Source organism: Streptomyces sp. NBC_00513, assembly GCF_041431415.1.
Taxonomy (GTDB): Bacteria; Actinomycetota; Actinomycetes; order Streptomycetales; family Streptomycetaceae; genus Streptomyces.
Window position 1 is genome coordinate 8,117,077 of the sequence record NZ_CP107845.1, and the last position, 25,497, is coordinate 8,142,573.

At 68.5% G+C, this 25,497-nt stretch carries 25 protein-coding genes and 3 pseudogenes; 16 read left to right on the top strand and 12 right to left on the bottom strand.

The features are described from left to right. Positions 1-64: 64 nt before the first annotated feature. The 3 genes from OHA84_RS36305 to OHA84_RS36315 all read right to left on the bottom strand — a co-directional run bounded on the left by OHA84_RS36305 (position 65) and on the right by OHA84_RS36315 (position 3,373). Complete coding sequence (locus tag OHA84_RS36305; RefSeq protein ID WP_266967256.1) at positions 65-424, bottom strand: hypothetical protein; 360 nt, start codon at positions 422-424, stop codon at positions 65-67. A 797-nt stretch (positions 425-1,221) separates the two neighbouring features. Beyond that, on the bottom strand, positions 1,222-2,448 hold the full coding sequence (locus tag OHA84_RS36310; RefSeq protein ID WP_266967254.1) for a PP2C family protein-serine/threonine phosphatase: 1,227 nt from the start codon (positions 2,446-2,448) through the stop codon (positions 1,222-1,224). Positions 2,449-2,983: 535 nt separating this feature from the next. Then, positions 2,984-3,373 carry an ATP-binding protein gene (locus OHA84_RS36315; protein WP_266967252.1) on the bottom strand — a complete coding sequence of 130 codons (390 nt, stop codon included), beginning with the start codon at positions 3,371-3,373 and terminating at the stop codon, positions 2,984-2,986. A gap of 937 nt (positions 3,374-4,310) precedes the next feature. On the opposite strand from OHA84_RS36315, the gene OHA84_RS36320 reads away from it, so the two are divergent. From OHA84_RS36320 to OHA84_RS36330, 3 genes are all read left to right on the top strand, one after another. After that, positions 4,311-4,661, top strand: coding sequence for a MerR family transcriptional regulator (locus OHA84_RS36320; protein ID WP_266967251.1), 351 nt, complete (start codon positions 4,311-4,313; stop codon positions 4,659-4,661). Between the two features lie 251 nt (positions 4,662-4,912). Then, positions 4,913-5,116: a cold-shock protein gene (locus tag OHA84_RS36325; protein ID WP_266967249.1), complete on the top strand. Its 204-nt coding sequence runs from the start codon at positions 4,913-4,915 to the stop codon at positions 5,114-5,116. A 427-nt stretch (positions 5,117-5,543) separates the two neighbouring features. Continuing rightward, entirely contained in the window at positions 5,544-5,885 is a 342-nt protein-coding gene (locus OHA84_RS36330; RefSeq protein ID WP_266967247.1) for a PRC-barrel domain containing protein, read from the top strand. A 646-nt stretch (positions 5,886-6,531) separates the two neighbouring features. On the opposite strand, the gene istB is transcribed toward OHA84_RS36330, so the two are convergent. Then, positions 6,532-7,257, bottom strand: coding sequence for an IS21-like element helper ATPase IstB (gene istB / locus OHA84_RS36335; RefSeq protein ID WP_353962533.1), 726 nt, complete (start codon positions 7,255-7,257; stop codon positions 6,532-6,534). Between the two features lie 97 nt (positions 7,258-7,354). Between istB and OHA84_RS36340 the strand changes: the two genes are divergently transcribed. After that, on the top strand, positions 7,355-7,645 hold the full coding sequence (locus OHA84_RS36340; RefSeq protein WP_266967243.1) for a hypothetical protein: 291 nt from the start codon (positions 7,355-7,357) through the stop codon (positions 7,643-7,645). Positions 7,646-7,651: 6 nt separating this feature from the next. On the opposite strand, the pseudogene istA reads toward OHA84_RS36340, so the two are convergent. After that, positions 7,652-9,160 (bottom strand): annotated as a pseudogene (gene istA, locus OHA84_RS36345) (IS21 family transposase). A gap of 620 nt (positions 9,161-9,780) precedes the next feature. Between istA and OHA84_RS36350 the strand changes: the two are divergent. After that, the gene (locus OHA84_RS36350; protein WP_266967237.1) at positions 9,781-10,383 is read left to right on the top strand and encodes a hypothetical protein; all 603 of its coding nucleotides are present in this window, start codon (positions 9,781-9,783) and stop codon (positions 10,381-10,383) included. A 167-nt stretch (positions 10,384-10,550) separates the two neighbouring features. On the opposite strand, the gene OHA84_RS36355 is transcribed toward OHA84_RS36350, so the two are convergent. Next, a complete protein-coding gene (locus tag OHA84_RS36355; RefSeq protein ID WP_266967235.1) occupies positions 10,551-10,991 on the bottom strand; it encodes a DUF732 domain-containing protein in 441 nt (146 codons plus the stop codon). 649 nt (positions 10,992-11,640) lie between these two features. On the opposite strand from OHA84_RS36355, the gene OHA84_RS36360 reads away from it, so the two are divergent. The 6 genes from OHA84_RS36360 to OHA84_RS36385 all read left to right on the top strand — a co-directional run bounded on the left by OHA84_RS36360 (position 11,641) and on the right by OHA84_RS36385 (position 17,306). Beyond that, complete coding sequence (locus OHA84_RS36360) at positions 11,641-11,820, top strand: hypothetical protein (protein ID WP_266967233.1); 180 nt, start codon at positions 11,641-11,643, stop codon at positions 11,818-11,820. After that, positions 11,820-12,425, top strand: coding sequence for an RNA polymerase sigma factor (locus tag OHA84_RS36365; protein ID WP_371591565.1), 606 nt, complete (start codon positions 11,820-11,822; stop codon positions 12,423-12,425). The genes OHA84_RS36360 and OHA84_RS36365 overlap by 1 nt, the downstream gene beginning before the upstream one ends. Before the next feature lie 7 nt (positions 12,426-12,432). Further along, positions 12,433-13,161 (top strand): hypothetical protein, encoded by a 729-nt coding sequence (locus OHA84_RS36370; RefSeq protein WP_266967229.1) that lies wholly within the window; start codon positions 12,433-12,435, stop codon positions 13,159-13,161. Positions 13,162-14,102: 941 nt separating this feature from the next. Then, on the top strand, positions 14,103-15,293 hold the full coding sequence (locus tag OHA84_RS36375) for a globin domain-containing protein (protein ID WP_266967227.1): 1,191 nt from the start codon (positions 14,103-14,105) through the stop codon (positions 15,291-15,293). Between the two features lie 40 nt (positions 15,294-15,333). After that, positions 15,334-15,993 carry a pyridoxamine 5'-phosphate oxidase family protein gene (locus tag OHA84_RS36380; RefSeq protein WP_266967225.1) on the top strand — a complete coding sequence of 220 codons (660 nt, stop codon included), beginning with the start codon at positions 15,334-15,336 and terminating at the stop codon, positions 15,991-15,993. 812 nt (positions 15,994-16,805) lie between these two features. Next, a complete protein-coding gene (locus OHA84_RS36385; protein ID WP_266967223.1) occupies positions 16,806-17,306 on the top strand; it encodes a hypothetical protein in 501 nt (166 codons plus the stop codon). 467 nt (positions 17,307-17,773) lie between these two features. On the opposite strand, the gene OHA84_RS36390 is transcribed toward OHA84_RS36385, so the two are convergent. Then, a complete protein-coding gene (locus OHA84_RS36390; protein WP_266973782.1) occupies positions 17,774-18,529 on the bottom strand; it encodes a Ku protein in 756 nt (251 codons plus the stop codon). Between the two features lie 148 nt (positions 18,530-18,677). Between OHA84_RS36390 and OHA84_RS36395 the strand changes: the two genes are divergently transcribed. After that, positions 18,678-19,040: a hypothetical protein gene (locus OHA84_RS36395; RefSeq protein WP_266967221.1), complete on the top strand. Its 363-nt coding sequence runs from the start codon at positions 18,678-18,680 to the stop codon at positions 19,038-19,040. A 60-nt stretch (positions 19,041-19,100) separates the two neighbouring features. On the opposite strand, the gene OHA84_RS36400 is transcribed toward OHA84_RS36395, so the two are convergent. The 3 genes and pseudogenes from OHA84_RS36400 to OHA84_RS36410 all read right to left on the bottom strand — a co-directional run bounded on the left by OHA84_RS36400 (position 19,101) and on the right by OHA84_RS36410 (position 21,242). Beyond that, positions 19,101-19,514: a TraR/DksA C4-type zinc finger protein gene (locus tag OHA84_RS36400; protein WP_266967219.1), complete on the bottom strand. Its 414-nt coding sequence runs from the start codon at positions 19,512-19,514 to the stop codon at positions 19,101-19,103. 44 nt (positions 19,515-19,558) lie between these two features. Then, complete coding sequence (locus OHA84_RS36405; protein WP_266967217.1) at positions 19,559-20,011, bottom strand: hypothetical protein; 453 nt, start codon at positions 20,009-20,011, stop codon at positions 19,559-19,561. A 380-nt stretch (positions 20,012-20,391) separates the two neighbouring features. Beyond that, positions 20,392-21,242: pseudogene (locus OHA84_RS36410) on the bottom strand (helix-turn-helix domain-containing protein). Positions 21,243-21,625: 383 nt separating this feature from the next. On the opposite strand from OHA84_RS36410, the gene OHA84_RS36415 reads away from it, so the two are divergent. Further along, positions 21,626-21,727 carry a WD40 repeat domain-containing protein gene (locus OHA84_RS36415; protein ID WP_353962524.1) on the top strand — a complete coding sequence of 34 codons (102 nt, stop codon included), beginning with the start codon at positions 21,626-21,628 and terminating at the stop codon, positions 21,725-21,727. A 259-nt stretch (positions 21,728-21,986) separates the two neighbouring features. Then, positions 21,987-22,248: pseudogene (locus OHA84_RS36420) on the top strand (transposase); the annotation flags it as partial. Positions 22,249-22,270: 22 nt separating this feature from the next. Here the strand turns inward: OHA84_RS36420 and OHA84_RS36425 are convergent. After that, positions 22,271-22,747, bottom strand: a complete 477-nt coding sequence (locus OHA84_RS36425; RefSeq protein ID WP_266967215.1) for a hypothetical protein — start codon at positions 22,745-22,747, stop codon at positions 22,271-22,273. 223 nt (positions 22,748-22,970) lie between these two features. Between OHA84_RS36425 and OHA84_RS36430 the strand changes: the two genes are divergently transcribed. Both OHA84_RS36430 and OHA84_RS36435 read left to right on the top strand, forming a co-directional pair. After that, positions 22,971-23,558 carry a TetR/AcrR family transcriptional regulator gene (locus OHA84_RS36430; RefSeq protein WP_266967213.1) on the top strand — a complete coding sequence of 196 codons (588 nt, stop codon included), beginning with the start codon at positions 22,971-22,973 and terminating at the stop codon, positions 23,556-23,558. Beyond that, complete coding sequence (locus OHA84_RS36435) at positions 23,555-23,935, top strand: hypothetical protein (RefSeq protein WP_266967211.1); 381 nt, start codon at positions 23,555-23,557, stop codon at positions 23,933-23,935. The genes OHA84_RS36430 and OHA84_RS36435 overlap by 4 nt, the downstream gene beginning before the upstream one ends. A 67-nt stretch (positions 23,936-24,002) precedes the next feature. Here the strand turns inward: OHA84_RS36435 and OHA84_RS36440 are convergent, their stop codons facing one another. Then, entirely contained in the window at positions 24,003-25,085 is a 1,083-nt protein-coding gene (locus OHA84_RS36440; protein WP_266967209.1) for an IS110 family transposase, read from the bottom strand. Positions 25,086-25,497 lie beyond the last annotated feature (412 nt).

The following is a 25,497-nucleotide window of genomic DNA, read 5'->3' on the forward strand; positions in this document are numbered from 1 at the left end:
GCCCGACCGGCACGCGCCGGTCGGGCCCTCCCGCGTCCCGATCCCTCTCGCTACACGGCGCCCGTCAGTGGTCGGAGTAGCTGAAGTCGCCCACGGTCCAAGCGCTCACATCCGCGATCGAGACGCGATACATCCCACCCGTCTCCGGGATCCCCACCGTGCCCTGAAGGATGCGGGCCACATGAAAGTGCAGATGGGTGGGCGGCCCCTCCCGAGGTGGCGTGGCGGTGAAGACGGCGGAGAACTCACCCAGCCGGTCAGAATCCGTCAGGACCTCCGACACCCGCCGCCTCCAAACGGCTTCGGGAGCCAGCCGACCGGTGATGACAGCACCACCGGTGACCACGGTCAGGGACATCTGATTGCTCTGCCCGGACTCCACCAGAGTGGCAACCTCAACGAGCAGCTCGTCATGCTTCGACATGAGAACCGATTTTATGCACGGACCGCCCGCCTCACTCGACCGGTCACACTTCCACCGGTGTGGCCGTAGAGCCGGCTTCGGTGCGGGCGGACGAAGGAGTACAGACGGTCGCGCACGAGGCGGGCGCGCACGTGCATGCGCACACGGCTCGGACCGAGTGCGAACCCGCCACCGGGTCGACCCCGGGGTGTGCCCCGCCCTGGCGCTGCCGGCGAACGCCAGTATCTCGCCGCGATTGGTGGACTCGTCGCCCCGTGCACTGCGTCGCACGTCGAAGCCTCGCCTCGGATCTGTCGCCGGCCCAGGATTGCCCCGGCCGGCGCCGGGAAGACGTGCAGCCGGCCGAGCCCTTGGAGCCGCTGTGCGGGTTGCCGATGACGAGGAAAGCCGTCGTGGAAAACCTGTGGAGGTACGCCCCGGACAATGGCTGTGTCCCGCAGTCGCTGGCGGGTTTCACCGTGGAGGCGGTTGACGGTGTCATCGGGCACGTGGACCGTCGGCAAGACCAGCCCGGCATGCAACATCTGGCGGTGACACCGGGGTATGGGTGTGCGGCCAGAGAGTCCTCATTCCGGCCGGCGCCGTCACCGCCATCGATACCCGAGCCCAGACGCTGAAGGTCACACCGATCAGGGCGGAGGTCAAAGCCGCTCCCCGGTTCACCACCGACAGCGAGACGGCCGACCGCGACTATCTGCCCGAGATCGGGGACCACTCCTCACCCTCCGACCCTGAGCCGGATCCGCGCTTGACGCCCCTGTTCTCTCACTCTCGGGTCTGTCGGGGAGCGGGCCGCCTCATGTCGTCGGTTGTGAGGCGTTGGTGAGGTCGGCGCCGGTGGCGGCGTCGCGCTCGGAGTTGTGGACGCCGTGCCAGTCCAGGCACATGACGGTCGCGTCGTCGTCCAGATGACCATCGCCGGTGTCGACGATTGCTTTGATGAGGGTGCGGGCGGCTTCTCGGGGGTGCAGTGCGCGGGTGGCGACGATCAGGTCCGACAGATCGAGGCTTTCGGCGCCGCGTTCCAGCATGCCGTCCGTCAACATCACCAGCCGGTCACCCGGTCGCAGGTCCAGCGACTGGACCCGGTAGGTGTTGGCTTGCGAGATCTGGAGACTGAGGCCGAACGGCGGGTCGACCTTGGGAACGATCTGCTGTACTTCCCCATCGCGCATCCGAAGCGGCCAGGGGTGCCCGGCGTTGAGGAACTCTGTCTGGCCGTCGAGCAGGCTGATGCGCAGCAGTTGGCCGGTGACGTAACCCCTGCGGCCGTGATCGCGCATGGCCTGGTCGGCCTGGTGGGCCTGTTCCGCGAGGCCGGCACCCGCCCGCCGTGCCCGCCGCAGGGCGCCCACCACCAAGGTGGCGAGCAGCGCGGCGTCGACGTCGTGACCCATGGCGTCGGTTACGGAGAGCTGGACGGTGTCCCGGTCGATCACGTAGTCGAAGGTGTCACCCCCCACGTGTTCGGCGGGTTCCAGCGCGCCGGCGACCGCGAACTGTGCCGCCTCGCACGCCAGTGACGCCGGGAGCAGACGGTGTTGGATCTCCGCGGCCAGGCTCAGGGGCTTGGTGCGCCGGCCCCACTGGTACACATCGGTGTGAGACCGATTCGCGATGACGATGTACGCGAGAGCGTGCGCGGTCTCCCCGATCTCCCGCATCACCTCCGCGTCCGGTACCGCGGGCAGGAACAGTTCCAAGAGCCCGATGGCATCCCCGCGGTTGGTCACAGGAGCGACGACCCGCACCAACTGACCAGCGCCTCGGTGCTCCACTTTCGGCTGCTGGCTGCGGATCACGTCCTCGTACAGGGTGCCGGGCAGCGGGATGCGCCGGGGCGGCTCGTCGGTCTCGACGCTGTCTGCGGCTCCCAGCCGCACGACCGAACTGCCGGTGAAGTCGGTGATCAGGAAGGACACCGATGCCGCTTGGAGGTGCTTCTTGAGCATGCGGGCGACCACGTCGAGTGACTCCACGGGCGCTGCGGCCTCCGCCGCCTCCAACGCCCCCGCCAAGGTCATCGCCTTACCGTGGTGGCTTTCGCCTCCGGGGAGACGAGAGGTATGTCCGCCGTCCGGTGCTCCTGCGGTCACAGCGATCCCTCAATGCTCGATGCCGCCCGGGTTTCGTCCCGGGTGCGCGAAGATCCGCGCCGAGACGGCATCGGACAGGCCCCATTGCACCATGAGGCGCTCGATAGCAGGACGGCAATGTCCCCGACCGCAGTCGGCTGGGCCGGCAGCCTGCGGATGACCGCTTCGGCGCCGCGCCAAACGGCCTGGAGGACGCGCTCGATCGTTCCCGCGCGTTGGGTGTCACGCCTGCCGGACCGGCCGGGCCCAACCAAGGGCCGGCCGGCAGGCTCGCCCGGCTGGGCACCTGATGCGGTGCCCAGCGCTGCCGCATGTCATACATCCCCAACGGATCGTCCTCATGGCGGGTCACGGCCCGTGCTTCGAGTCCGGCCGAGCAGTCCCGCCGGGGCGGCCGCGGCTGTGCGGCGTTGGCGCCGGCGGTGACCGGCGAAGATTTCTCGTGGGCAGGTCGCCGGCAGCGTTATCGGGCGAGGAGGGCGCTCACGGTCTTCCCGCCGGCCGGCCAAGGGGTGACGGCGGTGGTGTGGGCGAGGCGGTTGACCATGGGCCAGCCGAATCCGCCGGTGCCGCCCTTCAGGTCCGGGGTGCGCATGCGCGGTGCCCGCGGACTGTCGTCGTACACGGCAACCTCGATGCCGTCGGGGTGCGCGGTCAGGTTCATGGTGGCGGTGCCGCCGCCGTGGCGCAGAGCGTTGGTGACGAGCTCGGAGACGACCATGACCACGGTTTCGGCGGCCTCGGCCGCGATGACCGGCAGGAGGTCTTCCAAGAAGCGCCGGGCGCTCTCGCGCGCTCCGGCGATGGAGGTCCCGCAGCGGCCGGGGGCGACGGTGACGCTCATCGTGTCCATCGGATCACCTGGTCCCTGATCGTCGCCGTCCTGTCCTGTCCGTGCGGTTCTTGTGCCCCGACCTGTGCGGGTTACCCCGTCGATGACCGACTTGCGTGCCCGGCCGCCGCGACGGTCGCCCGAGGTCGATTACCTCGCAGTCGAGCGCGCGGAAATCTATGCCGGCTGGATTAGACATCGGGCGGTGGTGTGGTTATGGTTTCTCTCGTAACCCAGAAGGACCGCAGGGCCTGGCAGAGACGAACTGGCAGGCAGCAGTACAAGTAGTACCTGTAGTTGCAGTACGCATGACGGTGCGGTGGTGGAGTGTCGAAGCCAGTTTTGTGCAGGTCGGCGACGGGACTGGCGACCGGACCGGGTGGCCCGCGGTGATCAGGGGCCACCACGAGCAGTACCGCAGTAGCAGCACCCAGCAGTACACGCAGTTCGCAGTACCAGCAGTAAATGCAGTTCGCGGTACCTCGGTGTGGGCGTCGATTGTGGGCGTGTGTGCCGGGAAGTTCGGCAGTGGGGTTCTAAGCCAGAGTTGATGCAGGTTGGGCGACGGGGCTGGCTGCCGAAGACGTGGCGCTTGATCAGGTCACGAGCAGTACACGCAGTACGCAGTATCAGCAGTATCGAGTGGAGCAGTACCAGTAGTTCCAGCAGTATGTAGTCCCCATTTGGTATGTAGTTGATCCCGAGGGATGAACGGAGGAATTGGCGCCATCAGGATCGCCCGGACGCAAGTGTCGAGTCCGGGTACCGCAGGACATCGTTTGTGAGGTGGTCTCCGGTCAAGCAACCGCGATCCCCGTACACCCGACGGCATTCAGGTCGGGTCGGCGGAAACAGTAGGCCGGCGCAGGACTAGGGCCGGTAGATGGTGTAGCAGTTCCTTCGGGGCCCCGGTGCCACAGGCACCGGGGCCCCTCCACGCGTTTCACAGAGAGGTGCGATGACGGCAGCAACCCCGACCGGCCCGCTGGGCGGTCACCTGGACGACGACGATTACCCCGCCTACACGATGGGTCGGGCCGCCGCCATGCTCGGCACCACCCAAGGCTTCCTCCGCGCCATCGGAGACGCCCGTTTGATCACCCCGCTCCGCTCGGAGGGCGGTCACCGCCGCTACTCCCGCTACCAGCTGCGGATCGCGGCCCGCGCCAGGGAGCTCGTCGACCAGGGCACGCCGATCGAGTCGGCCTGCCGCATCGTCATCCTCGAAGACCAGCTGGAAGAGGCCCAACGCCTCAACGCCGAATACCGCAATGCCGCCGCGGCGACGGACCCGCCTCCCGCAACGTGAATCGGTGCGTGCCCGCCGGCACGTTCGTTCTCCTGCGCGCGCTCTCGATGGAGTGCGGCGTACGAGTCGTTTCACGTGGTGACGGAGGGTGCCGGCGTGTAGCGTCGGGCTCAAGCTGTCGTGGTTCGGAAGTTCCCTTTGCCCACGCCTTCGGCGTGGGCGTTTTGCTGTGCTGTGCCGCAGGAACCAGGGCGATCACCTCCGTCTTCCGCAGGGTGCGGGAGGCGTTCAATCGACTGGAAGGCATGAATATGGCTACGGGAACTGTGAAGTGGTTCAACGCGGAGAAGGGCTTCGGTTTCATCGCCCAGGACGGCGGCGGCCCGGACGTCTTCGCTCACTACTCGGCGATCAACTCCTCGGGCTTCCGCGAGCTCCTGGAGGGCCAGGTCGTCACGTTCGACGTGACCCAGGGCCAGAAGGGCCCCCAGGCCGAGAACATCAACCCGGCCTGACCCACCCCATCCAGGACCGTACGGGCGCCCACAGTTCCGGCTGGGGACCTCATCCCCGCGGTGCCGGCAGGGCTCCAGGTGTACCGGATCAGGGCCGCGCGGCAGACGCTGCGCGGCCCTGATCCGCGTCGAGGCCGGCTCGCCGCGGCCTTCGGCGGGGCAGCGTGCGCGCCTGCACTCTGCGAGGGACAACTGCGAGGCCGCCGGCCGGCCGCTGCAAGGCCCAGACGCGGCGCCTTGGTCGCGGCCGCCGACCGCGATGAGCGACGCGTGTACGGGCTCCTTCGGTCGTGTTCCGGCTGGAGCTCATCGAACGCGGGCGTCAGCGGATGCGTCCCTCGAATGTCCGACGCATGCCGGGGAATGAGGAGGGTCGATACGATCCGAGAGCCTTGGGCCTGGGTGTCGAGGGGGAGGGGACGAAGCTGTGGGCAGCGTGTGGATGTACGCGCAGGACAGCGGATACACGTCGCGCCAGTCACTGGTGGGCTTCACCGTGGAGGCCGCCGATGGCGCCATCGGGCACGTGGACCGTCAGCAGGACCAGCCCGGCAGACAACACCTGGTGGTCGATACCGGCATGTGGGTGTTCGGCCAGAGCGTGCTGATCCCGGCGGGCGCCGTCACCGTCATCGACACCGAAACGCAGACGGTGAAGGTCGCACCGAGCCGCGAGCAGATCAAAGCCGCTCCACGGTTCGCCACCGACAGCGATACAGCCGACCACCGCTATCTGTCCGCGGTCGGCAACTACTACCTCTCCCTGTGACACCGAGCGCAGTCGGCTTCCAGGCAGGTCTCCCCGCGCGTGGTCGGCAGGGAGCGAATATCGGCTCTCACGTGATCTGAGACCGGATCACTCGTGTGGTGTGCGTCCCGAGCCGGACACCACACCCCGGGGGCGCGCCCGCGTATCGGAGCGCATTCCCGGCTGCCGGAGCGGCGCACCGTGGTTGGGCCCGCCGCTCCAGCAAACCACCCCAAGCGGGGCAAGCCGGAATCAGGTGGTGTGAGGCGGGCGGGCTGCCGGTTCGCCTTCGCGTCGGTTGGGGCAGGACCTCTCATGCACGATGACTCCGCCTTCGGGGCCGCCTATCGCCAGGGCCCGGGCTCCGCACCGCCCGCAAATGGGTGGCCGACCGTCCTTTTCACCGGTGGGTCGCGCGGGGCGCGCGTTCATGAGGCGGGCCTTGTCCTGGGGCAGGCCCGTACCTCGTTGTCGGTGTTGTGGACTCCTGGCCGGCTGGAGATCTTTCCGCGGGAGACGGCGCCGGCGGTGGGTTTCCTGCCGCAGGCGAAGCAGGCCCGGCCTGTCAACGGCCATTGAGATGCCCAGGTGGGCGGCCGTCGGGTGTCCGGGCTGGTGGCCATCAGAAATCCATGCCTGTGGCCAGTGGTGTTCCTGGGGGTGGGGGTCAGGTCAAGGGGACCACGCCCTTGCCGGCGAGGGCCTCGGCGAGGCGGTGCGAGTCACTGGTGGTGGTCACCAGGTGAGCATGGTGCATGAGGCGGTCGGTGCTGGCCCCGGCGAGAGTCTTGGGCATGATCGTGTCGAACCCTGAGGGGTGGATGTTGCTGGTCACCGCGATCGAGCGGCGTTCATAGGCGGCGTCGATGATCCGGTAGAACGCCTCGGCGGCGTCCTCGCCGACCGGAAGCAGGCCGATGTCGTCGATCACGATCAGATCGGCCCGGCAGATCCGGGCGACCGTGCGGGCGGTCGAGCCGTCGACCTTCGACTTGCCGATCGCGGCGGCGAGGGTCTCCAGGGTGAACCAGGCGACCCGCAGGTCCTTCTCGATCGCGGCCTGGGCCAGACCCTCGGTGAAGTGTGACTTCCCGGTCCCGGACGGGCCGGCGATCACCAGGTTCTCCGCGCGGCCGATCCACTCCAGGGTGATCAGGGAGTTCTGGGTGGGTTCGGGGATGGTGGAGTCCTCGGCCCGCCAGGACGCGAGGGTCTTGCCGGTGGGGAAGTTCGCCGAGTGGCGGCGAAGGCGCCGGGTGGCCGCGTCGCGGCCGGTGACCTCCTCGGAGATCAGCAGCCGCAGGACCTCGGCGGGGTCCCACCGCTGGGCCCGGGCGGTCGCCAGGACGTCGGGTGCGGCCTTGCGCATGTAGGGCAGGCGCATCCGGCGCATCAGCTTGTCGAGCTCCTCGGGCAGGGCCGGGGCCTGGGGAAACGTCACGGTCGGTAATTCCTTCGTGGGTCGCGGTGGGCGCCGATAGGCTCGGCGGATGATCAATATGGCGGTGCGTGGTGACAGCAGGAACGTCGTGGCTCGCGCCAAGGCCGGTGTGGAGTGGACGGCCGGCTTCGCGGATCTGGACCCGGCGGAGTTCCCGATGCTCTGGGCCCTGACGCCGTATGGGGATGCGGTCTTCAACCAGCGGCAAGTGCCGCTGCTGCTGGCGGAACTCGACCGGCTTCCTGACGACTTGGGCGGTGACTGGGTCGTGCAGGCCCGCGAGCTGTGCCAGGTCGTGGAGCGCGGGTTGCACCTGTATCTGTGGTTCATCGGCGACTGACTGCGGTCAGTCGGCCCTCGACTCCCCAGTCGCCGTCTGCTGTCGGCCCAGGGCCTGCCAGGCGATGGTGCCGTTCTGGACGGAGTGGGCCTCGTCCGCGCGGACGACCTGGCCGACGGGCTTGCTGGCCGCGATGTGTTCCAGGATGGAGACCAGGTCGTTCTCGGCGAAGCGCCCGGCCGCAGCCGCGAGCCCGAGGGCCTGGTCGACCCGGTCGCTGCCCAGGACCGCGGCGAGCTCGACGGCGTGGGCCGTCTTGGCGCGGATCCGGGACGCTCCGGCGGGTCCGGCCTCCTTCAGCCAGCGTCCGGCTCCCGGTCCGATGCCCACGAACGCGACCTCCGCCTCCGAGCGCGGTCGCAGCCGGGGCTGATGGACCGAGCGGCCGTCGGGGTGGTCGGGGTAGTGCGCATCGATGATCTGCGGGATGCCGGGTGTGGACAGCTGGTGACGCCAGATCTCCGACAGGTCACCGGAGCTGGTGCGGGCGGTGATCGACAGTTCGTCGCCGACGACCCGGCACCAGACCCTGGCGCCGGTGTAGCCGGGCGGGGTCGAGTAGCGCACCGAGTTGAAGCTGACAGTGCGGTCCGAGCCGACCACGCGCTCCTCGCCCAGCGCGAGTGCCAGCGGCTCCAGCGGGAGGACGTGTAAGGTGGTGCGTTCGATGTCGAGCCGGTCCGCCGGGATCTGACCGGTCGCCCGGTGCCGACGCGAGTTCACCGTGTCGCACCAGATCAGGCAGGCGTTTGCGAGCTCGGCGAAGGTGTCGTAGGCGGGCAGCAGGTTCGCCTCGGTGGGGACCAGGTCGGCTTTCGCGATGCGGACCGTGGCCTCCGCGCCGCCCTTTGACTCGGGGTCGTAGGGAACGCAACTGACGACCTGGCAGCCGTAGTGCCGGCCCGCGGCGACCATCTGCGGGTGCCGGACCGGGATCCCGGCGATGTGCTCGACGGTGACCGTCTTCGCGTTGTCGGTCAGCACGTAGGTCGGAGCCCCGCCGATCCACCGCAACGTGGTGTCCAGACAGGCCACCAAGGTGCCCAGGGTGCAGTCCCAGACCGGGATCACCACCCGGAAGCTGGACCAGGACAGCCACGCGCAGAACAGCCAGGTCCGCCGCCCGCCGATGCGCGGGCCCTCGCCCCAGTCGAACTGCAGCCACCGCCCGGGCTCGGGGATCCACGGACGTTAGGTCCGCCGCTTGCCGGCCTTCCACGCGGTCTTCGCCGCGTTCACCGCCCGCCGGGTCGAGCGCGCGCTGCCACGGAAGCCCATCTTCACCAGCTTGTCGTGGACCACGTCGGCGCGGATCGTCCCCTTCGACTGCTCGACCCACTCCTCGATCTTCTCCAGGAACGCGTCGATCATCTTCGGCCGCGGCTCGCGCCCGAACGGGTTCCGCCCGCTGGCACGGGCCTCGACATACCGCTTGACCGTCTTCGGGTCGTGCCCCGTGAGGGCGGCCGCCGACCAGACCGTCTCGGTCAGGTCGTACGCCTCGAATATCTCCATGATCTCTCTGTCAGACTTCGTCACAGGACCTCTTCGACCGATTCGCTGATGCTTCGCAAACACCAGCAAACCGGACGAAGGGGTCTCCCTCGTCTACGGAAGCGATCAGGAACACCGCAGGCCGGACGGCCGTCCACCTGGAATTCTGGTGGCCATCAGCCGGGACTCAACTGGCCGCACACCTGGACTCTGCCACGGCCGCCGACACGGCCCACGCCGACCGCCCAGGGCAGGCCCTGGGCCGGGGGCAGGGGAGTGTCCGGGCATTGCAGCGTCGTCGTGGTCACGGGGTCACCCTCCCACGGGTGTCGGGGCTGTGGGGCGCGGCAGTCCGCCACAGAGGTCGCAGGGGGCCTGGCTCCGCACGGTCGCCTACCGGAACTACCTGCGTCAGACCACGAGCCGTACACACCCGCTGGATCCCGTCCCGGACCGCGCCGGCGGCACGTGTCCGGTAGACCTGGTCCTGCTCAGCGAGCAGCCGACGGCGGTCCTGGATGCGCTCCGGCAGTTGTCGCCGGCGGAACGGGAGGCCATGGCGTGGAAGCTCGACGGGTTCACGCACCGAGGACGCGCTCGACGAGCTCCTCGGCCAGTACCGGGACAGCCTCCTGTCCTCCGTGGTGCCGGCTCTGGACATGAACGCGGGTTTTGGCCAGGCCATGGCCTCGATGGTCCTCGTCACTCCCTGGTCGCACGACGTTCGTCGCGCCGAGAGTGAGGACGAGATGACGCGCCCGGTGCGCTTCTCCGACTCGTCGGAGGACCCTCGTTTCGTGTGGACGAAGGTCCCGAGCGAGGCCTTGCACGCGGCCCTGGATGCCATCCGGTACGAGGCTGCGCAGTTGGAAGATCTTGCGGAGGAGATCGAGTCCCTTCTCGGGGTCTGCCCCGCTCCGCCCTCGGTGCGTGTGCCCCCTGGGCTCGCCGTCCGGATGACGCTCGGGGAACTGAGGAGGATCGGCGAACTGCTGGGCACCGGGAGCGTCACCAAGCATTCGGTGCCCAGGGAATTCAACGGCGCGGAGCAGATTCTCAAAGACCAGGGCATCGGCTGGGGCCAGACTCTCGTGAACGCTCGATACAAGCAGCGTCGCGAGATGCTTCGCGAGAGGCGGCTGTCGGAGAGCTTCATGACCAGGCTCGACGGTCTGCTGTTGCTCCGAGAGAGGATCATCAGGCTCTTCGAGGACGCTCCTCAAGGCGCCTACCAGGTCAGCTGATCGGCATAGGCGTACCGCCCCGCGACCCCGGATCGGCCTCCAGCCGGAGCCCGATCAGAGTCAGAAGGCCGAACGACCATCCGCCCCGTCTGCCGGGTGCCGCTCGGGGCCCTCGTCTCGGGCGGGCGTACCCGCACCCACTCGCACCGTGGTGGTCTGTGGCCCCGTCAGTACGTGGGGCAGAGGTTGGTCTGTACGGCGGCGAGGATGAAGGCGGCCTTGGTGGGGCCGAAGCCGTCCGGATGGTTGGGGCTGATGAAGCGCCGGTTCGTGGACTCGACACGCTTGGTCGGGTCCTTCTCGTCCTTCATGGACTGGCACTGGCTCAGCCCGCGGCTGATGGCCTTGTCGTCCTTGCCGTTGACGATCTCGGGGTCGATCTTGTTGAGCGCGGCGAGGTAGATGGCCCGCTGCTCGGGGGCGGGGCTGGGCGGGATGCCGGCGGCCGCGGCGGCGGAGCTGAGCGCCTCGGGGGAGACGCTCGACTGCGATGCGGACGGCGAGGAGGCGACCTTGGCGTCGGCCTGGGGCTCGCTGGTGGCCTCGGAGCAGCCGGTGAGGGCAAGGAGACCGGCAGCGAAGAGGGTGACGGTGTGGTGTGTGCGCATCGCACCATGGTGTCGGCGCCGGGACCGGTATGGGTGGGCTGTGACTGATCCGTGACGCCCGCTGGTGTGGGCGCGAGGAGCGCGGCCGGGGTCCAGCAGTGGATCTCGGCCAACGCGTGTGGGAAATCGGGCAGTCATCGCCCAGCGGCGAATCTTCGTCCACGTGTAGGAGAAGCCCCGAAGTAGGCACGCTCTGGATCTGATGCGCCGCCGAACGCGACCACTGCGTGCCACCGGTTGGCGAGTTCGGATCGGTATGGCTTGAGTACGCCCGGCGCACTAGGGGGCGCACAAGGCGTGCTGTCGTTCGGGGCTTTGTGGTCTGCGTCACAGAGCGTTGCGACTTCGAATGATGATTCCTCAAAGCAAAGGGAACTTGAACCTTCACGGATCGGATAACCGTGCAGGTCACGGGCGAGGGCGAGAAGCCGAATGGGGCACATGACCCCGGGAACGTCCAACTGCGAACCTCTGTGCGGATTCTGAGGGACCGGTGGGTAACCCTCCGCGAGAAATTGGGTCGGCGGCCCTCTCCACGAATGGGCACCCTCACCCGCTTTGCTGGTCCACGAGAGCAACCCCGCTCCGAGCGCCGCCCGGGGAAACGGCACTCACCCCCTTCAAGCATGAATAGGACCACCACCCTGTGATGAACCACGACGTGGCCAGCCTGGCGCTGGCCCTGGCCGCCGCGGGACGCGCCTTCGCACCCGACGTGCGTGCCCTGATGCGGCGCCTCCTGGGCGCCGGCGTCCGAGTGGGAGCGGCGAGTCTGGTCGAACAGCGGGATCTGTCCCGCCCCGAGGCGCTGGACGAGGGGAGTCGATGATGACCGAGCAGCCACCCCCGGATTCCGCAGGGACGCGCGAACCCAGCCGGATCATGCCCCACGCCTACTGGGCCTTCCTCGCCCTGCACCACAAGCCCTACCTCGAATACGCCCGCGTCCTGCTCGGCGACGAGAAGGAAGCCGAAAGCGTCGTCCACGCCACGTTCGTGCACCTCGCGGCAATATGGGCGCACCTGACCGCGCAGCCCAACATGGCCGCCTACGCCTGGGCCCAGCACAAACTGCTGGTCGCCGACGAGCTGATCATCAGTGGCCGTGAGCCGGCGGCCAGCGCCACCATGGCTTTCGACCGCGCCACCCGGGCCGCGACCACGGCGGTACTTCGCGACTTCCGCGAACAGTTCCGGGCACAGATGGACGAACTCGAGAACAGCATCGGCCTCTATGCGGCCATGGACCGCCTTCCGGAGCGCCAGTTCGATGTCATGGTCCTGTGCTACGCCCTGAAGTACATCACCAAGCAGACAGCCGACACGATGGGCATCACACCCGCGACCGTCCGCACCCTGCGCTGCAGTGCGCGCCGCAGAATCGCCACCGAAATGGGCCTGGACATCGAACTGGGCATCGAAGACGAGGAGTGACCAACCCGTGCTTCACACCCCCCGCACCATCGACGACCTGCTGGCCCGCGCACGGGTCTTCCAAGGTGACTACACCCCCGCCCACCTCGATGCCGCCCGCGAGCGCCTGATCAACCACCTCAACGAGGCCCGCTGGAGCCAGCTCCTGGTCGGCGCCCCCGCCTTACCGCCCGCCCAGGCGAGCCGGCCCGCGGCCCTCCACGAGCAGGCCGCCCACCAGCTCTGGGCCCTGTCTCAAAACGTCATCACCGACACCGAGGCGGCCGACTACATCGCCCGCTTCCAGGACGGACGCGACCCGGGCGGAGCACTCGCCTTCGCCTGCCTCCTGGACCTCGCCCACATCGAAGACGGCGCCCAGTTCTGGTGGCAGTTCGCCGCCGGAGCCGGCAACCCCACCGGCGCCCTGTGCCTCTACCTCCTCCACCTACGCCGCGGCGAAATGCGCGACGCCCGCCACTGGGCGGGGCAGATCGGTGTCCTGGAGGGCGACGACGACGGTGAGATCACGCACTTCACGCCCGTCCCGCACGAGCAGACCCAGCCCACTGCCCCCGCGGTCGGCATCACCATGCGCTACGAGACCCGAACCGCCCCCGACGACATCTCCGTCTCCGACGAAGCCGTAAAGGACACAGTCGACCAACTCGGCATGGACCGCCACGAAGAACTCGGACGGATCCACACCCCCACGGCCGACCTCGCCAAACAGATCGGAGAACTTGCCACGCATTGACGGATACGCATCAGACCAGGAAGGCCAGGACCAGTGTCGCCGTGCCGCGTCACCCACCTTCAGGGCGGGGTGACGCGGCCCCTTCGCGTTCTACCAGCAGCGCGTCGGCAGCCAGCCCAATGTTTGTCTCGACGCGCTCGGCGTGCTCGCGTAAACCCGCTCGGAGGACTTTGCGGTTCCCGACTCGGAGGCGGCGTAGGTGGTGGTGCGCCGAAGGGGAAGTCCCAGCTTGGCAGTCGTCTTTCCGAGCTTCATTGCGTCTGTTTAGCGGCTGTCCGCCAGCGGACCAGATCCGCGCTCGCCGACAACAGCGCCATCGCCGGGTACAGCGGTTCGTAGGGTGTGTGTACCGATGGGCTCAGTTACTGGTTCGGCCCATCAGTGTCCCTCCGCCGGAATACCGGTTCGTCGGCGCCGTGGAGGGGCTGCTGCCAGGAAGGGGGGCGTGCCCACAGGAACCGGGGGGTTGGCAAACCATATCGAGGGCAGGGTCAGGGAGCCTGACAGGGGGCTTCCTTCGGGTCGCTGTGCACGAACAAGCTCCCCGTCGGGCTCATACAGGGAATCCGGTGTCTTGCACCAACTGTCTTTCGAGGCGGTATAGCCGCGCGCGGAGTCGGCCGCGCCGGCCGTGGTGCTCCTCACTACTTCTGAGTCACCACGACGATGATGTAGCCTCCGGAACCGTTTGATCCGTTTAGCTACCCGTCTCCACCAGGAGGACTCATGCCCGCCCCCGTAGCCGCCACGATTGCCATCCTCGGGAGAGGCAGATCGGGTGAGGGCTCTGCCTACGGGCCGCAAGGCTCCGGCCTCATGAACGGCCCTGCTACCGGACGCTCGCGTCCACGTCGCACACCGACGGGAGGAGCACTGGTCTCTTGAGGTTCCGGATCGGACGCCCGACAAACCCACCCGCTCAATCGCACCCGCAGGAGCCCGTGCCCCATGCGACTGCCGCCTCGCCCTCGACCAGTGCCGAGCCAGCCGTCGAGCCGCCGCTCTCGGCCCACGAGATAGCACTCATACGGAGTTCCGTCTCCGTCGTCGAACCGCTGGCCGCCGACATGACGGTCTACTTCTACGCAATCCTCTTCGCCCGCTACCCCGAGGTCCGTCCGATGTTCCCCCCGGGAATGGACGCCCAGCGCGGCCGTCTGCTGCGCGCACTGCTGCGCATCGTGGACCTGGTCGACGACCCGGAGAGCCTGGTCCGCTTCTGCGGCCACCTCGGCCGCGATCACCGCAAGTTCGGCACCCTCAGCGCGCACTTTCCCGCCGTGGGGGAATGCCTCCTCGCTTCTCTGGCCCGCTACGCCGGTCCCGCCTGGACCGAGGACATCGCCGCAGCCTGGACCAAGGCATACGGTGTGGTCGCCGACGTCATGATCAGCGCCGCCGAGCAGGACGAGGCGCAGCGACCCGCCGTCTGGCCCGCCACAGTGGTGCACAAGGTTCTGCGCGGACACGGCATCGGCGAGGTCACCGTGCGCCCCCACATGCCGTACCCGTATGCCGCCGGACAGTACGTCAGCCTTGAGACGCCGTGGTGGCCCAAGCAGTGGCGGTACTACTCTCCCGCCAACGCCCCCCGTCGGGACGGCACCCTCACCTTCCACGTACGTGCGGTGACGGGCGGCTCCGTCAGCGACGCACTCGTACACCGTTCTGCCGTGGGCGACGTCCTTCAGCTCGGCTCACCGATGGGCGACATGGTGCTGGATGCAGCCGTCCACAGTGACCTGCTCTGCGTGGCGGGCGGCACCGGTCTCGCACCGATCCGCGCGATCGTCGAGGAGGTGGCGTGTCGTGGCGGACGACACAAGGTCGACTTGTTCCTCGGAGCCCGTACCGGAGCCGAGCTGTACGGAGTCGATGACATGCTCCGCATGGCGCAGCAGTATCACTGGCTGTCCATCAGGGGCGCCGTCTCCCACGAGCACATCCCCGGCATCCGGGGATCCCTGCCGGAGGTTCTGGCCGAGTACGGCCCGTGGTACCAGCACGACGTCTATCTCAGCGGACCGGCTCCGATGGTGGTCTCCGCCAGCGAGACACTCACGCTGCACGGCACCCTGCCCGACCGCATCCACCATGACCCGTTCGAGACCCCCGTGCTGTCCGCTCCATGAGCTCTGCTCTTGCCGTCTGATCCTGCCAGGAGAACACCCCATGCCCTTGCCCCCACAGTCGTTCGGATCAGCGGGCGAACGCCGGCTGCAACAGCATCTGGGCAGCGCCGACCGCGCCACCCGGTTCTACGACCAGCAGGTGCGCCCGTGCCTCACCGCCGAGATGCGGGAGTTCATCGGGTGCCAGAGCATGGTTTTCCTGGCCACCGCCGACTCGCACGGGGAATGCGACGCCAGTTTCCGGGCGGGCCCACCCGGTTTCGTACACGTACTGGACGAGCGCACTCTTGCCTACCCTGAGTTCCGGGGAAATGGGGTGCTCGCCAGCGCCGGCAACATGACGGAGAACCCCCACCTCGGCATGCTTTTCGTCGACTTCACTCACCATCACGTCGGCCTGCACGTCAACGGCGTCGCCCACCTTTACGCCGATGCCGAACTCCGCGCATCGCACCCCGGCCTGCCCACCGACATCGCTCCGGGGCGCGGCCCCGAAATGTGGGTCCACCTCCGCGTTGAAGAGGCTTACATCCACTGTTCCAAGTACATACCGCACCTGGTGCCGGGCCCTCGCCCCGCCCCCGCCGCCGACCGCCCGAAGGATGCGGACTACTTCACCAGTTCCCGCCCCGCGTCGGACCCGGCGGCGACCAGCGGCTACCGCGGGGAGGCCCTGATGACGGGGCGGAAGTCCTTTTGAAGGGGGGCGTCCGCCATGGCGGGTCAGGTGGGCAGGAGGCCGTCGTAGCCGTCAGGGACCTTGCCCCCGAGTTGTTCACACGTATATGCGGCTCGGGCCAGGGTCGGGCCAGGGTATTGGATGTTGCTTGGACGTCGCCCTCGTCGGCGATCGGGGCCCGCTGGCCGAGGCGGGACGGCCGGCGGGTGTTGTATCGAGCCAGCCGAATGAAGGCGTCGAGAGGCGCCTCATGTATTCGGGCAGCGAGCTCGGCCTCGACGGCCTGCCGGACCGTCCGCGCCGCTGCGGCGCCTGGTCAGATGAAGATCGTGCGACCACACGGGCAAGGGTGTCGCTGCGGTCAGCCGCGAGAGGTGCGCGGGCAGCGGCGAAGGTGGCCGGGCCCACGCCTTGGCCCTGCCGGGATTCGATCGTTCATGCGGACGAGAACGCCGGTTCGCGGTCCCCGATTCTCCGACCAGCGCACGCCTCGCCACCCCTACCGAACAATGTTGTGGAGCCCAGCGCTCGAGGTTTTGGTGGGAGGACAACCCCATTGACAACGCCGGGCGGTGAGAGGGCAGAATCAGCCCGGTATGAATCCGACCTCCCTCCCGGTGCCACCGGCAACCCGTGCCTCCAGGGGCAAGGGCCGCAAGCAACCGATCCGGTCGCGTGTCCGGCATGGCAGTCCCTCCTGCGCCGACTACGGGTGCGGGCGACCCGAGTGCATAGCCGCGGCGCGCCGTGATCGTGCCCGGCGTAACAGGGAGCTGCAGGCCGGCCGTCCCGCCCGGGTCCCTGCGGCGGAAACCGCTTCCTATGCCTGCCAATTGCGGGAGACGGGTCTGTCAGCGGCGGACATCGCCCAAATCTCGGGAGTCGCCGTCACCCTCGTCCGGCGTCTGCTTCGTCCCGATGGGGAGCGGCCGGCCGTCATTCACCGGGTCACCTCGGAAGCCATCCTCGGCGTACCCCTGAACAGCGCCTTCAGACGGGAGCGCTTTCTACCCGGGCTGGTTGGCTCGGACCGAGCGGCCACGAGCCTTCAGGACCTCGCCGAACGAGGCTGGCCAACCAGCTTCCTGGCCGCCCAACTGGAAACCACGGCGCACACCGTCGCCGCCATCCGCAGCCGGGAACGCCGACGCCTGGCCCTCGCGCTGGACAGCAAAATCCAACGCCTTGCCGCGCTCCTGCTCTCGAGCGAGCCGGCGGACCACGGCATCGCCGAGCACCGAAGCCGCCGGGCGAAAACCGCTGCGCGCCGGCGAGCGCGGAGAGCGCAGCGGCCGGGCGCAAGCACCCGGCGCCAACCTGGGGACGCGGTCTGAGTAGGTCATCCCGTGGCCCTGCTGGGACCCGTGCCGAAGAGGGGTGCCGCCTGGGCGGCCATATCCATGCGGAGACGACGACGAAACCGTAGGGGGTGGCGGTGAATGCCTCCGTGGTCGACGGCCGTGTCGGCGCTGACCTCTGCCACCAGATCCGGCCGGGAGGAGCACGACGTCCAGGGCCTCGCGGGACCCCCACGCGGCCGCGAACCGTACGCCGGTCCACGGGTGACCGGGATCGGCGGACTCCAGATGTTCGGCGACCTGGCGCGCCTGGTCCGGGCGCCGTGCCACGTTGCGGCCGACGGAGCGGGGGCGGCCCGCGGTGTCGTGGCGGCCGAGGACAGGAGCTGGCGGCGGGCGAGGGTGCCGGTGATGGCGCCGATGATGGCCTCGGTGGTGTCCCGTCTTCTGAATCTTGGTCCAGCTGCGGTGTCCAGGCAGGTAGTGCTGTCCTTGTGCCTTGATCAGGATGCCTTCGACGCCGGAGACGTCCGTCCAGGCTCCAGCCACTCGCGGGCTTTCGCGAGGTCGGTGGTCATCCGGCACAGCGTCCACGGTGCGCCCAGGCCGCGCGCGGCGAACAGCACCTCCAACCTTCGGCGACGCTCCCGATAGGGCAGCTCGATGTCGTCGGCCTGGAGAAGGTCGAAGACGATGAAATAGGCGGGGGTTCGCGCCGCCCGGGCGGCGGCGCCGCGGGCGCGGGCGGCGGCCCGGCGCTGGAGCGCCTCGAAGGACAGTCGGCCTTCCGCGGGGTCCCGGACGAGGAGCTCGCCGTCCAGGACCAGGCCGTTGGGGAACTGCTCGATGGCGGCCGCGACGAGGTCGGGGAAGCGGTCCTGGATGAGCGCGCCTCGTCTTGTCTGGAGCAGCACCTGCTCGCCGGGGGCGGGTGGGGTGAACAGCAGAGCCCGGTGGCCGTCGAAATTCTGCTCGTACGCCACATTCCGCAACGTGCCCGGCGATGGGATCGTCTCTGCGGCTTGCGCCAGCAGGACGTACTCGCCGCCGGCGTCGTAGCCCTTCACGATGTCGTCGAGCTCGACCTCATCCCCGGTGCGCTCGTTCACGCGACGGTTGCGGATCCGATCCGAGGTACCGCGTTGTAGCTGATGGAAGTGGATCGTGTGGCTGTCGGTGGCCGTGTACAAGCCCACCGGCAGGCTGACCAGCCCGAACGACAGATTCCCGGCCCATACCGGACGCGCCGCGACCGCCACCTCCTCCGCGACCCCCTCCTCCAGCTCACGGCGCCTACCCGCGTCGCGCCCCCCGACCTGCCGCCGGCCCGCACGTCTGTCTGCCGAAAGGGTCACGAACCGGAGCGCCGACTTCCCTCACAAAATCGAACAGGTTTACGATTCAGGAGTGACCGACGAGAGTACCTTCCCCGACGACCTCCTTCAGCTCCAGGAGCGCCTCCACCGCGCCCACGCCGAACACCGTACCTACCTCGCCGACCTGCCCTGGAGCGTGGAACCCCAGACCGGCTGGAAGCGCGGTGAAGGGTTCTCCCACCGCGGCGACGTCCCCGACAGCCCCGGCTGGAGCGACGAACAGAAGGAGACGGTCGACCGGATGTGGGCCGAGATCCGGGAATTGTCGATCGCCGTCGCCGGCCACCCCCACTGGGCGTCCGTCGCCCGCGAGCACCTCGTGGACGCCCGGATGCGGCTCAAGAAGCAGACCCGCCCCGCCGAACCCCGCATCGAAGTTGTCGAGGCTGCCTGACAGCACAGGGCGAGACGCGCCCCACAGATGATGATCCTTTGGCCCGGGCTCCGCCGGTTGTCAGGCGGGGCGTGGCGGTCGTCTCGGGTCGGGTTGGGCGCAGCGGACGCAGGTGGTCGCTGCCGGGCGGATCTCCAGGCGTTCGGATGGGATCGTCTGGCCGCAGTGTTCGCATTGCCCGTACTCACCTCGTTCGAGGCGTTCCACGGCTTGGTCCAGTTCGGCGAGGTGTTCGAGTGCCTGGGCGATCAGGGCTGCCACGTGTGCTCGTTCGAAGGCGGTGCTGGCTCCCTCGGGGTCGTGCTCATCGTCGACGGCGACCAGGGCGTTCGCTGCGACGATCGCGTCGAAGTCGCGGCTCAGCGCGGCGGTGCGTGCGAGGGTGTCGGCGCGATCGGCCGCAAGACGTGCCTGCGCCACGGCGACCGCGGGCGGGCCGTGCTCGTCATGGTCGTGTCGGGGTGCATCGCCCATGCATGCGACAACGCCGGGTCGTGGACCCCGATTCCCTACCTCGATCACCGCGTCCGCGCCCCGTCCGGTCGGGCCGGGTTGGGGGTGGGGCGTTCCCCGGTGGTGGCGAGGCAAGCCGGCCGTAGGGTGCCGGGTCCGTAGCGGGCTCGGGCACGGTCGGTGACCGCTTCGATCGCGAGGGCGCGGTCATCATCCGGGTCGAGGGTGAGCTGCCGGGTGGCTTCGGTCGCGGGGCGCAGATCCTGTGCGCGCAGGCCGAGGGCGCGGACCCGGGCGCGTTGCAGGCCGAGCAGGTCGTACAGCTCGTATCCGGTGGTGGCGAGCGGGCGGGTGTGGGCGGTGGCTTCGGCGAGGGTGCGGCTGCGAGTGCTGACGCTGCGATCGGCGTATCGGACAGACAGCACCAGCGCGCCGGCGGCCTGCCGTTCGTCGCGCAGGCGGGCGGCGACTTCCTCGGCCAGGCAGAGCAGGGCCCGACGGTGCTCGATCGGGTCCAAGACGTCGTGCTCGAAGGTCCGTTCGGCGCCCAACGATTTCGCGACCGGCTGCGTTCGGACCGTGCGGAGGTCTTGGCCGTGGGCGTGGAGGGCGCGACGGTGGCTGCGCCGAAGAGCCGGACCAGGGTGGGCACCGGGGTATCGGCCAGGTCGCCGATGGTGTGCAGGCCAAAGGTGCGCAGCTTGCTCGCGGTTGTCGGTCCGACGCCGTAGAGGGCGGCGACCGGGCGCGGCCGCAGCCACCGGCCGCACCGGCCAGGGGCCCCGGGGCGTACGCGGTGACGGCGGTGGCACCCATGTTGATGACGGGCTGGCAGCGCCGGGCCGGCGCCGCGGTGGGGGTGGTGGTGCGGGGAGGGGGCGCTTTCGTGTGTCTGGGGTCAGTCGAGGGCGTTGATGGCTTTGAGGATCAGGGCTCGGGCTTCCGCGCCGTACACGGCCGAAGAGCGCAGTTGCTCGAACGCCTTGAGGTACTGGGCGATCTCCGAGGGTTGCGTGATCTTGACCTGGGCCGAAAGGAGTTCCACTGAAACGAGCCTGTCATCATACACGTGAAACGTCTCAACTGGCCATACGGCCCGGGCTTTCGTGCTTGATGGGATCACGCCAGGGACACGCCGGGTAGTGCGCCGGCCGTCAGGAGGTAGCCGAGTTGGGCGGCCATCGCTTCCGCGTCTCCCATTCGGTAGTGCAGGGCCGCTTCCTCGACGATCAGGACTGCGCGCCTTCCCGGGTCGTGAATGACCTGGGACCGGCTGACGCGAGCCCGGGCTGCTTCCAGCCCGCCGCCGGGGACCTCGCGGAAGCGTGCGACGACATCAAGGAGGCCGGCCGCGTATCCCTCGGTCTGCAGCAGTCCGGGGACGAGCGTGGAGGAGTAGATGCGGAACAGGCGGGTCTCCTGGAAGAACTGCACCCAGGATTCCTGTAGCCGCTTCAAGCCGCCCTGTACCTGGTGGCGCCACTCGTTGTACATGGTCTCGGCGTTGCGGGACTGCGCGAGGAGGTCAGCTGTTTCGGCCGTCGCGTCGCAGGCCGCGCACCAGCGGCGGATGTCGTCCGGTGACGGTGGCGTCCGCCCGTTCTCGATGCGGGAGGACTTCGAGTGCGTCCAACCGCAGCGCCGGGCCAGCTCGCTCCCGGTGATGCCCGTGTCGGCTCGCAGGGCGCGCAGCCGGTCGGCTACGCGTTGACGCGCGGCCTGTGCCGAGGATGACGGGGAAGCGGGCATGAGCTGGCCTGTACGCCTTCGACTAGTGGATCTGGAACGACTCGTGTGGGCAGGCTCTGGCCCACACTTTACGGAACGCCTCCGCGCACAGCAGGGCTGCGGCCTGGTCCTCGCTGACTTCTCCTTCCCGACGGAGGGGCGTCATCACCGCAAGCAAGGGGAAGAACGGGCTGCGCCTGACTGACCTGGCCAACCCGGCCGGCCCCGCGACCACCGTCCTTGACCAGGAGGTCGTCCAGCGGGCAGCCATCAGCCCGGACGGCAGCACCATCGCCGCCGTCATCATCTCCGACCGCACCGTCAAACTCGCGTTGTGGTCCCTCGCAACCCGAACCCGTGTCACCACCGCAGACCTCAGCAGCACCCTTGGGGGCGGGATCCCGGTGCAGCCGGTCTTCAGCCCCGACGGGCGGACGCTGGCCACCGCCAGTGAGGACAACACCGTCCGACTGTGGCCGCTCCCCATCCAGGCTGCTCACCCGTAGCCGTGGCCTCTGGTCGGCACAGAGCCCGGCGGCCCGGGGCACGTGAGGTTCGTGTTTGGCGTCGAGGCCATGACATCAACCGAGGGCAAGGGTCCCGTGTAGGGCTGCGTGGTGCCCATCGTGCTGGTGATCGTCGCGGTCGGGATCGGCGTGATGATGCTCGGCAAGACATGATCACCCCGGAGACCTCGACTCTCTGGGGCAACCAGGTGATCAAGTAAGACCGTGTCCTATGTGGTGAGTCGTGGTTGGCCTCGGTATGGGGCGGGGTACTTGGGGTTGGATTGTTCCGGACGGGTTGTGGGAGATCGCGGAGGGAGACGCTGATCCCACCGTCGAGGGCGCGGTCGCAGGGTGGTGGAACACCGGATACGCCTGATGAGACGCTGTTCGCGGCGATCGTCTACGTCTTGGTCAGCGGGTGCGCCTGGCGGGCCTTGCCGCCGTGTTTCGGGATATCGAAGTCGACGGCTCACCGCCGATTCCTGATCTGGTCGAGGGCTGGTGTGTGGAGTCGCCTCACCAAGCCAACTGCAACGCTTGTCAGGTCGGCCAGTTGACCTGCCCGGTCTTGACCTGAAGCACATCCGGAGCCTGGGCTTCGTGGAACCTGAGGAATCCGACCCTGATCGCGCCATTCGCGAGCAGGTGGGTTTCGTGGGCCCTCGTGGCCAGCCAGCAGAGCAGCTCGCCGACCTTCTCGAACTCGTCCGGGTGGATCTCCTGTCGGGACGTCAGCGCACAGCCCTTCCGCGGTAGATCCGCGCGGCTGACCAGGGTCGAGCAGAGCACACCACCCACTCGCGATGCCGCGCCCTGACCGGCCAGCAGTGGGTAGGGATCGTCCTCGATAGCCGGGATCCCTGAGTCGTCCACCACCACGACCGGGAACTCGGTGACGATGGACAGGCGTTCCGGCCGGGGCCCTGTACCCAGATGCCAGCTCAGCTCGGCGAACTCCGTCTCGGAGATCTCGTCCCGCAGGTCGACGGCAATCATCAGCTCAAGAATGTCACTCACCCTGTGACCCTATGGCCGGCCACCGACAAGGCGAGTGGGGCTGAGCGCTCGTCCACCTCCAAGGTGTCAGGGGCGCTGTGGTGGCAGTGGACGGGCGCCAGCGCCGGCGAGGCGACTGATCCTGGCCATGTTGCACGATCCCCAGCTGTTCCAGCACGCTGAGGCACCGGGTCGGCCGCGATACTCTTGTTTGTTTTACGGGTCGACCCGTAAGGTAAATGTCATGAGTTCCTCTCCGCTCTCCAGGGGGCGTCCCAGAGATCCCCGATCGCACCAGGCGATCATCGAGGCGGCGGCAGAGCTGTTGATCGATGTCGGCTACGCCGCAACATCGATCGGGGCGGTGGCCGCTCGGGCCGGTGTCGGCAAGGACACGATCTACCGGCGGTGGCCGGGCAAGGCGGAGTTGGTCTTCGAGGCCGTCTTCACGACCACCGATGACGCTCCGGCCCCGAACACCGGAACGCTGGCCGGGGATCTGACCGTACTGCTACAGAGCCTGGTCGACGAGTTCCATGCGCCTGCCGCAGCGGCGGCGCTCCCGGGGCTGCTCGCTGACTTCGCCGCCGATCCGGAACTGAAGGCACGCATCCGCGGCGACTTCCTGGCCCCCTCGAAGGAACGCCTGCTGATCCTCTTCGAACGGGCCTTGTTGCGAGGGGAGATCGCGGCCGGAACGCCTGTGGACCTGGTTCTGGACACGCTGGCAGGAGCCGTGTTCTTCCATGTGGGACTGGTCGGGGAGCACCCGGACCAGCAGCTGGCCGCACAGCTGGCCACTGTCGTGGCCAAAGGAATCGAGGTCCGATGAACGGTTGGCTTCTCGCGGCGGGCATCACCGCGCTCGGCGTGGCCGCGGTGCACGTCGTCGGCGGGCACCGCGACGTCGTGCGTCCGCTGCTCTCCTCCTGGCTCGCGGACGAACCAAAGCGCGTCCTGCACGCCGTTTGGCACATGGTGAGCGCCGATCTCGTGCTCTCCGGACTCGCACTGCTCTACCTCGCCCTGACGGACGGCACGGCGGAGACCGGCCTTTTGGCGTGGTTCGTTGCCGCGCACTTCATCGCGTACGCGGCAGCCTTCCTGGCCGTCACCCTGTCCGTCGATTGGCCCCGGCCACTACTCCGCCTGCCACAGTGGATTCTGCTCCTGCCCGTCGCGGCACTGGCAGCGGCGGGCGCCGTGTAGCCGCACCCTCGGACTCGCGCCCAGGCACAGACGCTGCAGGGTCGCCCCCCGAGGCTGCTATGTCGTGTCAAGCGGCTTGAGTAAGTTCCTCGCTGCTCCCGATCTTGGGACGAGCAGCGCGTTCGAGGGTTTTGAAGATCGAGCGGCAGATGACTCGCTTGAGGCATCTCTGCGCGTCGCGAGGGGTCTTCCCCTCGGTGATTCTGCGGGCGACGTACGCCTTCGTGGCGGGGTCAAGCCGCATCCGGATCAAGGTGATCGTGTGCATGGCGCGGTTGAGCTGCCGGTCTCCACTCCGGTTGAGCCGGTGCCGGTTGGTGAGCCCAGAGGAGGCGGGGATTGGCGAGACGCCGGCGAAGGATGCGAAAGCGGCTTCCGAGCGGAACCGGCCCTGATGGGACCAGCTGACCAGTATCTGAGCTGCGGTGATCGGTCCGACGCCGAGCAGACCAAGGAGTTCTGGGGCGATCTCCCGGATCAGGGTGAGGATCTCTTTCTCGAGGTCTTTGGCCTCGGCCTGCAGGGACTGGACGCGCTGGGCGGTGGAACGAAGCGCGCGTGCTGTCATCCGGTGCTCAAGGTCCTGGGCGGGCCGGTCCCGCATCTGGGCACAGTAGGTGACCTGTGCCGGGCGCTTGAGTTTCCGCAGCTCGGCGCGGAGGTCGTCGGGCGCGGACACGATCAGGGCCTTGAGCTGGTTGATCGCGGCCGTGGAAGCGAGGACCGCCCCCTGGCGGGTGGCGAGAAGGACACGTAGTGCCTCGCGCTCGCCACGGAGTCTGGGCTGGATCAGATGCTCGGTGGACAGGGCGTCCTTTGCGGCGCGGATGGCGTCGAGCATGTCGGTCTTTCGTCCGCCCCGGTTGGCGGCCCGCTTGGGCCGGCATACCTCGACGACGTGCTCGCCGGCCTGGCTGAGGAAGGACGCGAGTCCGGCGCCGTAGCTGCCGATGCCTTCCAGAGCCCAGCAGCGGCGTCCCGGGACGTGCTCGCGGGCAAAGTCCAGCAGACGACGGTAACCGCGGGCGTTGGCCGGGGAGTCGGTGCTGGCCAGGACTGCCCCGATGGGGCTGAGAGCGGCTGCGGCGAGGGTGTCCCGGTGGGTATCGACGCCGATGACGCCGTCGACCTGTTCTGCGAGGATGGCCACTCGGTTGTTCTCCTTGATGGGCGGACGACTGTGGTCGGCGTCGGCCTGGATGGAGTCACCGCGTGGCGGAACTGTGATGAGTCACGCCGCAAGGCGGACAAGCTGCTGATCAAGCCAACGGGTAGGCCAGGTCGACGCCGATGTCCGGCAGACATCTCGGGGGAACGACAGCCCCTGACGGGGCGCCAGTTATCTTTCGAGTCATGCCGGATCATCGGCGCCGAGCCTGGCAGCAACCCATCCCGGGCCGCAGAAGAACTCTCACAGTTATCTTTTTCGCGGTCCTGCAACGGGGCCGCTGGCCTCCGGGCCCGGCATGGCTATGTCCCCCTGTCGAACGGATGACCTGGGGGGTGGTGTCACCGGGCCCGGGAGGTGCCGTCGGAGACGCTGATGAGAGGTCCGGCCACCG

Excerpts from the sequence above, each read along its gene's own strand:
- OHA84_RS36305 (WP_266967256.1), bottom strand. The coding sequence starts at position 424 with ATGTCGAAGCATGACGAGCTGCTCGTTGAGGTTGCCACTCTGGTGGAG.
- OHA84_RS36310 (WP_266967254.1), bottom strand. The coding sequence starts at position 2,448 with ATGACCTTGGCGGGGGCGTTGGAGGCGGCGGAGGCCGCAGCGCCCGTG.
- OHA84_RS36315 (WP_266967252.1), bottom strand. The coding sequence starts at position 3,373 with ATGGACACGATGAGCGTCACCGTCGCCCCCGGCCGCTGCGGGACCTCC.
- OHA84_RS36320 (WP_266967251.1), top strand. The coding sequence starts at position 4,311 with ATGACGGCAGCAACCCCGACCGGCCCGCTGGGCGGTCACCTGGACGAC.
- OHA84_RS36325 (WP_266967249.1), top strand. The coding sequence starts at position 4,913 with ATGGCTACGGGAACTGTGAAGTGGTTCAACGCGGAGAAGGGCTTCGGT.
- istB (WP_353962533.1), bottom strand. The coding sequence starts at position 7,257 with ATGCGCCGGATGCGCCTGCCCTACATGCGCAAGGCCGCACCCGACGTC.
- OHA84_RS36340 (WP_266967243.1), top strand. The coding sequence starts at position 7,355 with ATGATCAATATGGCGGTGCGTGGTGACAGCAGGAACGTCGTGGCTCGC.
- OHA84_RS36355 (WP_266967235.1), bottom strand. The coding sequence starts at position 10,991 with ATGCGCACACACCACACCGTCACCCTCTTCGCTGCCGGTCTCCTTGCC.
- OHA84_RS36360 (WP_266967233.1), top strand. The coding sequence starts at position 11,641 with ATGAACCACGACGTGGCCAGCCTGGCGCTGGCCCTGGCCGCCGCGGGA.
- OHA84_RS36365 (WP_371591565.1), top strand. The coding sequence starts at position 11,820 with ATGACCGAGCAGCCACCCCCGGATTCCGCAGGGACGCGCGAACCCAGC.
- OHA84_RS36380 (WP_266967225.1), top strand. The coding sequence starts at position 15,334 with ATGCCCTTGCCCCCACAGTCGTTCGGATCAGCGGGCGAACGCCGGCTG.
- OHA84_RS36400 (WP_266967219.1), bottom strand. The coding sequence starts at position 19,514 with ATGGGCGATGCACCCCGACACGACCATGACGAGCACGGCCCGCCCGCG.
- OHA84_RS36430 (WP_266967213.1), top strand. The coding sequence starts at position 22,971 with ATGAGTTCCTCTCCGCTCTCCAGGGGGCGTCCCAGAGATCCCCGATCG.
- OHA84_RS36435 (WP_266967211.1), top strand. The coding sequence starts at position 23,555 with ATGAACGGTTGGCTTCTCGCGGCGGGCATCACCGCGCTCGGCGTGGCC.